Origin of the sequence: Stenotrophomonas sp. YAU14D1_LEIMI4_1, assembly GCF_003086815.1 — a bacterium.
Classification (GTDB): Bacteria; Pseudomonadota; Gammaproteobacteria; order Xanthomonadales; family Xanthomonadaceae; genus Stenotrophomonas.
Window position 1 is genome coordinate 850,521 of record NZ_CP025997.1, and the last position, 11,807, is coordinate 862,327.

Genomic DNA, 11,807 nt, shown 5'->3' on the forward strand with positions numbered 1-11,807 from the left:
TCAGGACTGCGGCGGGGTGGCGGTGTTTTCCGCCCGGTCGCCGCTGCGGAAGCTGACGTAGGCTTCGCCACGCAGTTCCTGCAGGAAGCGGTTGTATTCCTCTTCCAGCTTGCGGCGGCCGATGGTTTCACGCACCTGGGCACGCTGGTTGTCGCTGGTCACGTCGGTCTGGCGCGTGGCAACGCGCTGCACGATGTGCCAGCCGGCATCGGTACGGAACGGCTGGCTGACGCCGCCATCCTGGATGCCTTCGACCTGCTGGCCGAACGCCGGACCGAAAGCATCGGCCGGGAACCAGCCCAGATCGCCGCCCTGGCCCTTGCTGTTGCTGTCTTCCGACGATTCCTTGGCCACCTGCTCGAAGTCGGCACCCCCGGCCACGCGGGCACGCAGGGTGTCGATCTTGGCCTTGGCGGCGGCATCGGTCTGGTTGCCGTCCACGCGCACCAGGATATGGCGGGCATGGTATTCGGTGACCGTGTGGGCACCGGCGGCGGCGTTGGCATCACGCACTTCCACCAGCTTGAGCAGCTGGAAGCCGCTGGGGCCGCGGATCGGGCCAACCACATCGCCGGCCTTCATCTGCTGCATCATCTGCGCGAATGCCGCCGGGATTTCGTCCAGCGTGCGCCAGCCCAGATCGCCGCCTTCCAGCGCGTTGGGGCTGTCCGAATAGCGCACGGCGGCGGCGTTGAAGTCCAGCTCGCCCTTGTCCAGCAGGGCCTTCACGCCGTCGGCCTTCTTCTGGCCGGTGGCGATCTGGTCGGCGTTGGCGCCGTCGGGCAGGGCGACCAGGATGTGCGCCAGGTGGTACTGGTTGCCGGCGGTGGCCTGCTGCTTCAGCGCGGCATCCACTTCGCCCTCGCTCACGCTGATGCGGCTCTGCGCGAAGCTCTGGCGCAGGCGCTGCACGGTGATTTCGTCGCGCACCGAGGAACGGAATTCCTCGAAGTCGATGCCGTCATGGGCCAGGCGCTGGCGCAGGCTGTCCAGGTTGGAACCGTTCTGCTGGGCGATGGAGTTCATCGCCTGGTTCAGTTCCTGGTCGCTGACGCGGATGCCGCTGCCCTGGGCGCGGGCCACCTGCAGCTTCACCAGCACCAGGCGCTCCAGCACCTGGCGGCTGAGCACGTCGTCCGGCGGCAGCTGGTTTTCGCGGCCAACGTACTGGGCCTTGATGTTGGCGATGGCGCGCTGCAGTTCACTCTGCAGGACCACGTCCTCGTCGACGACCGCAGCAATGCGGTCCAGCGGCTGGGCCTCCTGCGCGATGACCTGCAGGGGGGCGGACACGCTGGACACCGCCAGCAGCGAGGCGAGAAGAACGGGGAAGCGCTTGGTCATGGGATCAGATTCGGATCGTAGTCGTCCCGGGTCACCCCGGTATTGCTGGGCGGCACCAGATAAAGGTCGTCGCGGTTGTACCCGAGGATAGCACGGCGCAGGGTACGGTCCGTGTCCTGGCCCAGCGAGCTCAGGCCCTTCAGCACGAACTCGATCTGGATGGAATTGTTCAGGTCGCCTTCGCGGTTGCGCACGTACCGGCGGGCCACGGCGCGCACGGCCAGGCAGCAGCTGTCCCACTGCACGCCGCCGATGATTTCCAGCGGCGCCTTGTCTTCCAGCGAGTAGTAGTAACGGCCAACCAGGCTCCAGCGCGCATTCAGCGGGTACAGGAACGACAGGTCGGCCTGCTTCAGCAGGTCGGTGCCGTCGGGGTTGATGCGGTGGCGGTAGGTCAGGTTGACCACGCCATCGTTGGACATCAGGTAGCGGGCGCGGAAGCTGGCCAGGTCCTCACGCTTGTACTTGGGGTCCCACTGGTAGGTGGCGCTCAGGGTCCAGCGGTCGTTCACCATGTAGTTGGCGTCGGCGATCCAGGCCGACTTGCCCTTTTCAACCGGTGCGCCGCCCGGGGTGGTGGTCACCCGCGATTCGTCGAAGTACTGGATCTGGCCGATGCTGGCCGAGAACCGTTCCTTGCCGGTGGTCTGGTCGATGAAGCGGGTGCCCAGGGCCATGGTCAGCTGGTTGGCATCGTTCTGGCGGTCGGCGCCGGTGTAGCGCGAATCGCGGAACAGCTGGCCCCAGCTGAAGGTGAAGTCACGGGTGTCGAACAGCGGCAGGTCGTCCTGGTTGCGGTACGGCGTGCGCAGGTAGAACAGGCGCGGCTCCAGGGTGTGCAGGAAGGACTTGCCACCGATGGTGGTTTCGCGGTCGAAGAACAGGCCGGCGTCCAGGCTGGCGATCGGCAGCGCACGGCTGGGCGAGGTATTGCCGCGCAGCTGGTCGGCGCTGGCCGTGGTCACGTCCACGTTCTGCGAGGTCAACACGGTCTTGCGGATGTCGTGGGCCAGGCCGCGGTCCAGCTGGTAAGCGGTATAGCGGTAGGCCAGGGTGGGCGTGACATACCAGGCCGCGCCGCTGAACGGGAACGAGACGTAGGGCTTCACGTCCAGGCGCGAGCCGCCATACATGCGGGTGACCGTGCCATTGCGCACGTACTCGCCCTCGGCATCGACGGTCTTCTCGTTGATGTCATCGTGGGTGAAGCGCACCGCTTCGGCATAGACGCCGGCTTCCATCCACGGCAGCAGCGGCTTGTCCCAGGTGAAGTACACCCGCGGCTGGCGGTTGTAGGCCAGCGCCCGCTCGGTCAGGGTGTAGTCGGTCAGCTGCCAGCGGTCGGCCATGATGCCGGCGGTCCAGTTCTTGCCGGTGCCGTACAGGCCGATGGTGCTCTGCAGGTTCGACGCGGTCACGCCCTGCAGACGGTTGGCGAAATCTTCCACGTAGCGCTCGTCGCTCACCCAGGCCAGGTTGGCGCGGGCCTGCCAGTGGCTGTCCACGTTGTGGTAGCCACTGAACATCACCCGGCCGCGGTCGCGGTCGCGCAGCTTGTCGTTGGGGATGTAGGCGGTCAGCAGCTCGCCGCGGCCGCCGTTGTAGAGATAGCGGAACTCGTTGTCCAGCATCAGCCCGCGCTCGCTCATGTAGCGCGGCATCAGGGTGTCGTCGTAGTTCGGCGCCAGGTTCAGGTAGATCGGCTGGGTGTAGTCGAAACCATTGCGGCCGGACATGCCCAGCTGCGGGAACAGCAGGCCGGTCTTGCGGCGGTCGTCGATCGGGAACTTGAAGTACGGCGCCCACAGCACCGGCACCTTGCCGATGCGCAGCACCGCGTTGCGGGCGGTACCGAAGCCTTCGTCGTTGTCCACGTCGATCTGCGGGGCGGTCAGCTTCCACACCGGCTGCGAGGGGTCGCAGGTGGTGTAGGTGGAGCGGTGCATCTGGCCCACGGCGCCCTGCAGGTCGACCGATTCGGCCTCGCCGTTGCCACGGCGCGACACCAGCTGGTACTGGATGTCGGTGATCTTGTGGGTATCGCTTTCCTGGTTGCCTTCGGCGCGCTTGGCCACCATGCGGATCGAGGAATCCTGGTAGCGCACGTTGCCGTCGGCGATGTAGTTGCCGGTGTCGGTATCGAAGCTGAGCTTGTCGGTACCCACGAACTGGTCGCCGCGGCGCAGGGCCACGTTGCCCTGGTACTGCGGCACGGTGGTGGTGCCCAGCAGCTGGTCGCCTTCGATGTCGGTGGGCTGCTGCTCGCGCTGTGCGCTGGCGGCGGCCGCGTCCTGCCCCGGTACCGGGGTGGGGGCATCGGTGAAGGCGGGAATGACTTCAGTGGCCGGGCACAGGCCCCAGTTGAGCGGCTTGTCATCGGCCATCGCCGGCAGGCAGACAGCGATGCTCAGGGGCAGGGGAAGCAGGCGGAGGGCTCGGCGCACGCGGTTCGGATTCGGGCGAAAACGGACCGTAGATTGCCCCATCCCTTGCATAGGGGCAATGAAGGCGTCCGGCCCAGGCCGGTTCGGGTTCATCCTGGGCGTGCCGCAGCGGCGCCCTGCAGCAGGGTCTGCACGTGGGCCACGCTGCATTCGGCCAGCGCCTGCAGGTCGTAGCCGCCTTCCAGCATGGACACCACCCGGCCGGCCCCATGGCGCCGCGCCAGCGCATGCAGTTCGCCGGTGATCCAGGCGAAATCCTCGGTTTCCAGCATCAGGTCCGCCTGCGGGTCGCGCAGGTGGGCATCGAAACCGGCCGAAATCAGCAGCAGCTGTGGGCGGAAGTCGTCGATGGCCGGCAGCATCTCGTCGGCCCAGACATTGCGGAAGCGGAAGCCACCGCTGCCTGGCGGCAGCAGGATGTTCATCAGGTTGCCTGCGCCACGGTCGCGGCGCAGGCCCGAGTTGGGGAACAGGCCTGCCTGGTGGGTGCTGTAGTACGACACCCGCGCGTCGTGCTGGAAGATGTCCTGGGTGCCGTTGCCGTGGTGCACGTCGAAGTCGACCACGGCAATCCGTTCCAGCCCGTGGCGGTCGCGCGCGTAGGCGGCAGCGATGGCGATGTTGTTGAGCAGGCAGAAGCCCATGGCCGTACTGCTGGTGGCATGGTGGCCCGGCGGGCGCACCGCGCAGAACGCCAGCGGGTCATCGCCCAGCATTACCGCGTCCACCGCAGCCACGCCGGCACCGGCGGCGTGCACGGCGGCGCTGGCCGAACCGGGCGAGGTCCAGGTGTCCATGTCCAGCTGGCGCAGCGGCAGGGTCTGCGGCTGCAGCACGAAGTCGAGCAGGGCGCTGTCGTGGACCCGGCTCAGCTCGCCGAACTTGGCCGGCGGGGCCTGCTGCCAGTCCAGCTGGCCGGGGAAGGCCTGCTGCAGGGCGTCGAGCACCACCTGCAGCCGTTGCGGGCATTCGGGATGGCCCGGACCCGGGTCGTGCAGCAGGCAGGACGGATGAGTGAAGACCTGCACGGGCTCAGGCCTGCCGGTGCTGTGGTTGCCACAGCGCTTCGCCGTGGCCATCGGCGCGGGCCAGTACCCGTGCCAGCACGAACAGCAGGTCCGACAGGCGGTTGAGGTAGTGCAGGGCTTCGCCGCGCACGGCCTGCGCCCGGGCCAGGCTGACCGTTTCGCGCTCGGCGCGGCGCACGATGGTGCGGGCCAGGTGGCAGCGCGCCGCCGCCTCGCCGCCAGCGGGCAGGATGAATTCCTTCAGCATGGGCAGGTCGGCGTTGTAATGGTCCAGCTGCTGTTCCAGTGCGGAAACGTCGGCGGCATGGATGGCCGCATGGCCAGGCACGCACAGCTCGGCGCCCAGATCGAACAGCTGGTGCTGCAGATGCACCACCAGCGCACGCACGTCGTCAGGCAGCGGCGCGGCCAGCAGCAGCCCCAGGGCGGCATTGGCTTCGTCCACGGTGCCGTAGGCGGCGACCCGCAGATCGTCCTTGGCCACCCGGCTGCCGTCGCCCAGGCCGGTGCTGCCGTCGTCGCCGGTGCGGGTGTAGATGCGCGAAAGCCGATGCCCCATGCCGGTGCTCAGTGGTGGATGTCGCGGCGGGCCTGGTGCAGCTTCAGCATCTGCTCCACAGCCAGTTGCAGCGCCGCAGCCAGGGCCACGTAGATGGCGGTGGTGCGCAGGTATGGCCCGAACCACTGGGCATAGTTCTGTGCCCAGCCGGCCAGGGTCGGTTCGGCCACGTTGCGGCTGGTCCAGTAGAACCCGCCCTGGGCCAGCAGGTGGCACAGCGCCACCGACACCACCAGCAGCGGCACGCCCTTGGCCAGCACCGACCAGTGCGCGCCGTGGTAGTTGTGGCCCAGCAGCAGGCCGCCGGCCCACAGCGAGAAATACGCCGGCAACAGCAGCCAGTAACCCGGCGACACGCAGTAGTGCTGCCAGAAGTCGAGCCCCGCGCTGCGGATCACGATCCAGTCCACCAGCACGGCGAACACCATCAGCAGCGGGAACGCCCAGCGGGTCCAGCGGGCCAGATAGAAGCCGCCGATGAAGAACACGGCCCAGGAGGCATCGGGGATGGCCGCGAAGTGGTTCACCCGGGTCGCCGCCAGCAGCAGCACAAGCACGGACAGGACAAAGGCGCGATGGGCGGTGTCGGACATGGCGAAGACCCGTGGGGCGGATTCAGCTTCCATTCTAGCCCGCCGCGCGGTCCTGCGCAGGCGCGGCGTGCCGGGTCTGGATGGCGTGGCGAGCGCGTATCATGGGCCCATGAGTGAACGACATGACGTGTTGATCGTCGGTGGCGGTCTGGTCGGGGCCAGCCTGGCCATCGCCCTGGAGCGGCTGGGCCGCAACGTGGCGCTGCTGGAAGCCAGCCCGGCCGGTGAACTGCCGGCGGTGTTCGACCAGCGCAACCTCAGTTTCGCCGCGGCCACCGTGAACGCACTGACTGCGTTGGGGGTGATGCAGAAGCTGGCGATGCCGCCCGGCCCGATCCGTCGCATCCACGTCAGCCGAGCCGGCGACTTTGGCCGCGTGCAGATGGATGCGGCCGATTACGACCGGCCGTGGTTCGGCCAGGTGGTGGTGGCCCGCGATTTCGGCCAGGCCCTGGAGGCGCGGCTGCAGGAACTGCCACGACTGCAGCGTTACCGCCCGATGCGTTTCATCGGCCTGGGCGCGGTGGTCGACGGCCACCGGCAGGTCCATGTGGCTGACGATGCGGGCGAGCGCGTGCTGCTGGCCCGGCTGGTGGTGGGGGCCGATGGCACCGCCAGCGGCGTGCGCGATGCGCTGGGCATTGCGGTGGACCGCCATGATTTCCAACAGACCCTGTTCGTGGCCCGCGTGCGCAGCCAGCGCGCGCCCGATGGCAGCGCGTGGGAACGCTTCACCGATACCGGCCCGACCGCGCTGTTGCCGCGCGGCGACCGCCACTTCGGCTGTGTGCATGGCGTGGCCCGCGACCAGGCTGAGGCGGTGATGGCGCTGGACGATGCGGCCTGGCTGCAGCGCCTGCAGCACACGCTGGGCTGGCGCGCCGGGCGCTTGCTGGAATCGGGCCCGCGCAGCGCCTACCCGCTGGTGCAGGTACTGGCGCGCGCGCTGGTGGGCGAACGCGCGGTGCTGCTGGGCAACGCCGCGCAGACCATCCACCCGTTGGGCGCGCAGGGCTTCAACCTGGGCCTGCGCGACGCGCTCACCCTGGCCGAGCTGCTGGAGGCGGCCGATGAAGATGCCGGCCGCGAGGCACTTCTGCACGCCTACGTGGCCCGGCGCGCGGACGACCGGCAGCAGACGGTGGCGTTTTCCGGTGGGCTGGCCCGGCTGACCAGCAATCCGGCACCGCTGCTGCGCCCGCTGCGCAGCCTGGGCCTGGTGGCGGCACAACGCGCCACGGTGCAGTCGATGCTGGTCGGCGGTGCCATGGGCTTCCGTGGTGACGTGCCGCGCCTGTGCCGCGGGGAGGCTGCATGAGCCGGCGCATGCGCGCGGATGTGGCCGTGGTGGGCGGCGGCGTTGTCGGTGCCGCGTGTGCACTGGCGCTGGCCGATGCCGGTCTGTCGGTGGCGCTGGTTGAAGGGCGCGAGCCGCCGGCCTGGCAGGCGGCGCAGCCGGATCTGCGGGTGTTCGCCTTCGCCGCCGACAACGTGCAGCTGCTGCAGCGCCTTGGCGTCTGGCCGGCCATTGCACAGGCGCGTGCCTGGCCCTACCGGCGCATGCAGGTGTGGGACGCGGCCGGCGGCGATGACCTGCTGTTCGACGCCGACCGCTTCGGCCGGCGCGAGCTGGGCTTCATCGTTGAGAACGCGTTGCTGCAGGATCGCCTGTGGGCGGCATTGCCGGCGGCGGGCGTGCAGCTGCATTGCCCGGCGCGGGTGGAGGCGCTGGAACAGGACGACGAAGGTGTACGCCTGCGGCTGGACGATGGGCGTCGCGTGGATGCCGCATTGGCCGTGGCCGCCGATGGCGCCGATTCCACCCTGCGCCGCTTGGCCGGAATCGAGGTGGAATCGCACGATTATCACCAGCGTGGCGTGGTGGCCTACGTGGACAGCGCGCTGCCCAACCAGGCCACGGCCTGGCAGCGTTTCCTGCCGACCGGCCCGCTGGCCCTGCTGCCGGTGGCCGAGCGCCGCAGTTCGATCGTGTGGACCCTGCCGGAAGACGAAGCGGCACGCGTGCTGGCGCTGGACGACGCCGCGTTCAATCGCGAGCTGACCCGCGCCTTTGCCGGCCGGCTGGGTGAACTGCGCCTGGCCTCGGCGCGCGCGGCGTTCCCGCTGCGCCGGCAGCTGGCCCGCCACTATGTGTCCGGTCGCGTGCTGGCGCTGGGCGATGCGGCGCACGTGGTGCACCCACTGGCGGGGCAGGGGGTGAACCTGGGCCTGCGCGACGTGGCTGCCCTGCAGCAGTGGCTGGCACCCTCGGCCGAGCGCCGTGGCCAGCCGCGCCTGTCGCCGCAGCGGCTGCAGCGCTGGGCTCGCGAACGGCGCAGTGACAACCAGATCGCCGCTTACAGCTTCGATGCGATCAACCGGCTGTTTTCCAACGACGAAATGCACCTGACCTTGGCCCGCGGCCGCGCGCTGGGCTGCGTGGGCAAGTGGCCGCCGGTGGTACAGGCATTCTGGAAGCGCGCCGCCGGGGTCTGAACAGCACGCCGCTCGGGTACCACCCACCGCGTGGCGCGTTGCTCTGCCACCTGTCGACCGCGCGAGACCGCTCTGGTAGGTGCCAACCTTGGTTGGCACGTCTGTCAGGCCACGTCGGCCCAGATGGGGCGAAGGTGTTTCCGAGGTTGTGCCAACCAAGGTTGGCACCTACCCACCGCGCTGTGTGCGCTTCAGCGCAGCGGCGAGGCGAGCACCGTGATCTCTTCACGGTCGTGGTACAGCTGCTTGGCCCGTACCACCAGCGGCTTGCCCGCCTGTTCCTGGAACAGGTCCAGGCACAACCGCGTCTCGTCCCAGCGCTTCTTCATCGGCAGCTTCAGGTTGAAGATCGCGTGCCGGCACCAGCCTTCGCGGAACCAGGTGGCCATGCGTTCGGCCACGCGGCGCGGCTGTTCGACCATGTCGCAGACCATCCAGTCCAGCGCCTGGTCCGGGTGCCAGTGGAAGCCGTCGGCGCGCAGGTGTTCGACCAGCCCGGTGTCCAGCACGTGCTGGCGCAACGGGCCATTGTCGATGCTGAGCACATGCACGTGCTGGCGGGTCAGCACCCAGGTCCAGCCGCCGGGGGCGGCACCGAGGTCAGCCGCGCGCATGCCCGGTTTCACCAGCGCCTCGCGCTCGTCCGGTGCCAGCAGGGTCAGCAGTGCCTCGTCCAGCTTCAGCGCCGAACGCGACGGCGCTTCCGGCAGCAGCTTCAGGCGCGGAATGCCCAACGCCCACGGCGCGCTGTCGGCCGGGTCGGCCACGCAGACGAACGCATGTGTGCCATCGACGAAGACCACATGCAGCCGCGGCAGGCGCGGGTTCGGCTTGTCGGTCAGCTTGCCGGCCTTGCGCAGCGCCGGGCGCAACGCATTGCCGAACGCGCGGGCCAGGCCGGACAGCGGCTTGCCGGCATCCGAATCGGGGTGTTCCACCCACAGATCGCCGAAGCGCGGCGCATCGGCCAGCACCTCCAGCATCGGGGTGATGCGGTCGCTCGGGTCCAGCAGCGGCAGCTCGGCCAGCACCACCAGCTTCTGCCGCGCGAAGATCAGTTCGCGCCACGGCAGGCGCGGGGCCAGCGCGGCAGCTTCGTCGCACATGAAAAGCACGTAGCCGTCATTGCGCTGGGTGCGTGCATAGCCGGCGAAACCGGCCTGGCCGGCGCGGTGCTGCAGCTCGCCGGCCAGCTCGGGTTCGAAGCCCTGCCGGCACAGGCAGAGCAGGCCGATACCGGTCTCAGTAACGGGTGCCATCGGCTTCCCCATAGGCACGCAGCACGCCGCGCGCCGCTTCGCGGTTCAGGCCCTGCACCACTTCAATGCCGCGCTTGTTCAGTTCGCCCACCCAGTCGGCCGGCAGCGGGCCTTCGTCAAACGGGGTCAGTTCTTCCACGTCGGCCGAGCTGGCACCGATCAGCAGGCGGTCGATGCCGGCCCACACGGTGGCGCCGTAGCACTGGCAGCACGGCTGCGAGCTGGTGGCCAGGGTGACCGGCGACAGCACCGCGTTCAGGCGCGGGGTCTGCAGGCGCTGCTGGGCCAGCATGTAGGCCATGTTCTCGGCGTGCGCCAGCGAGGTGGCGTGCGGCACGACGCGGTTCACACCGGCGGCGATCACCTTGTCATCGGGGCCGAACACGACGGCGCCGAACGGGCCGCCACTGGCGTGTTCGACATTCAGCCGCGATAGCTCGATCGCCAGTGCGACCTTGGCCTCGTCGCCCGGATAGCGACGATCCAGGTCGATCTGGTCGTGGATCCAGGCGGGAAGGGTCAGGTGGACTTGCGCGTACAGCATCGCGGGGGTGCCTCGTAGGGTGGAAAGGTGGGGCAGGAACAACAGCCGGCGCGCAGTGTAGCCGCAGCGGCATGCAGCGGGGGTGTCGGCGCGGGATCAGGCGTCGGTTTCGGCGTCCGTGTCGGTGCGGACCACCACGTACTGCTTGCGGAACTCCAGCCCGGCCTGCGGCCAGCGCGCAGCGTAGGCGCGCAGCAGGGGCAGGGCGGCGGGGAAATCATGGCCGTTCACCCGGCAGTCGGCCTCGCACTGGCCGTCGGCATCGCGCGAGGCGAACAGGCGGATGCCGAGAAACTGGCGGGTCTTCAGCAGATCGTTGAACGCCTCCAGGCTCTGGGTGAACAGGCAGCAGGGGCAGGAGCCGTGGTCGTCCTCGCTGCAGGCGGCGGTTCCATCGCGGGGTTCACTGCGGTAGTGGGCCAGCGGCCCCAGCACCACCGCGCGCGCCAGCGCCGTGCCGTTTTCCTCGGCCGGGTAGCGCAGGGTCAGCATCTGCAGCTCCGGCGCATCGTCGGCGCCGATGGCCGCCTGCAGGGTGGCCAGGTCGACCCGCACCCAGTTTTCGAAGCCGGACAGCACTGCATCCTGCTCGCTGTCGCCGGCGGCGTGCTGGTACTCGAACAGGCCGTCAGCGAACAGTTCCGGATGGCGTGCCTCGATCACCGTGGAGGTCTGCCAGCCGCCATTGTCGCGGGCGTTCGACGCAACGCCGTGCGCGACCAGGCGCAGGCCGCTGTCCAGCACCAGCTCGGTGCCGTCGACGGTACAGGCAATGTCGCGGCCGTGCAGGACCTGCATCAGCAGCGGAAGAAACGGGTTGGCGGTAGCGGTCATGTCAGGCCTGTCAGTGAAAGGGGGCAGCGGTCACAGCGCTTCGCGTTCGTCGCGGTAGCGCTGCGCCTGTGCCTGCTGCTGCGGGTCATCGCCATGGTCGCGCAGCCAGGTGTCCAGCTCGCGGCGGTAATCGGCGCGGAAGCGCTCGTTGCCGGGGCTGAAATGCAGCCTGCGCGCGGCCACCTCCACCCGCTCGCGTGCGCGTGCGCGGGACTGGGCAATCCCATGCGGCGATTCGTTGCTGAGGATCACGATGCTGCGCGGGAAGCCCGGCGCGTACTTCACCACGAAAGGCTGGCCCTGCGCCGGAATGCGGATCGCGTTTTCCAGCGGCCACAGCGAGATCGTGTTGGTATGGAACACCACGTCCACATCCTGGCCATCGGCGGTGTGCACCACCGCCTCGTAACGCCAGATAGAGCGGTCGTTGAGGGTGGAACTGGTTTCCTCGGCCTTGACGATCACCGCCTCGCCACGCTCGCCGATCGCGTTCAGCCAAGCCGCGTTGACGAACGAACCCAGGAAGACGTTCAGCATCGCCAGCGGAAACATGGCGATGAAGTACAGCGGCGTGCGCAGCCACCACGACAGCAGCCCGGCCAGCGCCATCAGCACCGGCAACGCCAGCAACGGGTGCTGGGACAGGAACCAGAGCAGGGCGGAGGGGGCGGCGGTCATTGTCGCGGGCATGCGGGCGCCGTCCTGG

The 11,807-nt window shown here is 69.1% G+C and carries 11 protein-coding genes; 2 read left to right on the forward strand and 9 right to left on the reverse strand.

Features of this window, described 5'->3' with window-relative positions; translation table 11 throughout:
* The 5 genes from C1932_RS03725 to C1932_RS03745 all read right to left on the reverse strand — a co-directional run bounded on the left by C1932_RS03725 (position 1) and on the right by C1932_RS03745 (position 5,968).
* A complete protein-coding gene (locus C1932_RS03725; RefSeq protein ID WP_108748591.1) occupies positions 1 to 1,344 on the reverse strand; it encodes a peptidylprolyl isomerase in 1,344 nt (447 codons plus the stop codon).
* Positions 1,341 to 3,788, reverse strand: coding sequence for an LPS-assembly protein LptD (gene lptD / locus C1932_RS03730; protein WP_234412299.1), 2,448 nt, complete (start codon positions 3,786 to 3,788; stop codon positions 1,341 to 1,343). The genes C1932_RS03725 and lptD overlap by 4 nt, the downstream gene beginning before the upstream one ends.
* Before the next feature lie 89 nt (positions 3,789 to 3,877).
* Complete coding sequence (locus tag C1932_RS03735) at positions 3,878 to 4,816, reverse strand: histone deacetylase family protein (protein WP_108757644.1); 939 nt, start codon at positions 4,814 to 4,816, stop codon at positions 3,878 to 3,880.
* Positions 4,817 to 4,820: 4 nt separating this feature from the next.
* On the reverse strand, positions 4,821 to 5,375 hold the full coding sequence (locus tag C1932_RS03740; protein ID WP_108761279.1) for a cob(I)yrinic acid a,c-diamide adenosyltransferase: 555 nt from the start codon (positions 5,373 to 5,375) through the stop codon (positions 4,821 to 4,823).
* 8 nt (positions 5,376 to 5,383) lie between these two features.
* A complete protein-coding gene (locus C1932_RS03745; RefSeq protein ID WP_108761280.1) occupies positions 5,384 to 5,968 on the reverse strand; it encodes a hypothetical protein in 585 nt (194 codons plus the stop codon).
* Between the two features lie 109 nt (positions 5,969 to 6,077).
* Between C1932_RS03745 and ubiH the strand changes: the two genes are divergently transcribed.
* Both ubiH and C1932_RS03755 read left to right on the forward strand, forming a co-directional pair.
* On the forward strand, positions 6,078 to 7,286 hold the full coding sequence (gene ubiH, locus C1932_RS03750) for a 2-octaprenyl-6-methoxyphenyl hydroxylase (protein WP_108761281.1): 1,209 nt from the start codon (positions 6,078 to 6,080) through the stop codon (positions 7,284 to 7,286).
* Entirely contained in the window at positions 7,283 to 8,464 is a 1,182-nt protein-coding gene (locus C1932_RS03755; RefSeq protein WP_108761282.1) for a UbiH/UbiF family hydroxylase, read from the forward strand. The genes ubiH and C1932_RS03755 overlap by 4 nt, the downstream gene beginning before the upstream one ends.
* Positions 8,465 to 8,655: 191 nt before the next feature.
* Here the strand turns inward: C1932_RS03755 and rlmM are convergent, their stop codons facing one another.
* The 4 genes from rlmM to C1932_RS03775 form a co-directional block, all read right to left on the reverse strand.
* Positions 8,656 to 9,723, reverse strand: coding sequence for a 23S rRNA (cytidine(2498)-2'-O)-methyltransferase RlmM (gene rlmM, locus C1932_RS03760; protein WP_108761283.1), 1,068 nt, complete (start codon positions 9,721 to 9,723; stop codon positions 8,656 to 8,658).
* Positions 9,707 to 10,267 (reverse strand): nucleoside deaminase, encoded by a 561-nt coding sequence (locus C1932_RS03765; RefSeq protein ID WP_108761284.1) that lies wholly within the window; start codon positions 10,265 to 10,267, stop codon positions 9,707 to 9,709. Before C1932_RS03765 ends, rlmM begins: the two co-directional genes overlap by 17 nt.
* 96 nt (positions 10,268 to 10,363) lie before the next feature.
* On the reverse strand, positions 10,364 to 11,101 hold the full coding sequence (locus C1932_RS03770) for a DUF6348 family protein (protein ID WP_108761285.1): 738 nt from the start codon (positions 11,099 to 11,101) through the stop codon (positions 10,364 to 10,366).
* Positions 11,102 to 11,131: 30 nt separating this feature from the next.
* Complete coding sequence (locus tag C1932_RS03775; protein WP_108761286.1) at positions 11,132 to 11,779, reverse strand: hypothetical protein; 648 nt, start codon at positions 11,777 to 11,779, stop codon at positions 11,132 to 11,134.
* Between the last annotated feature and the right edge of the window lie 28 nt (positions 11,780 to 11,807).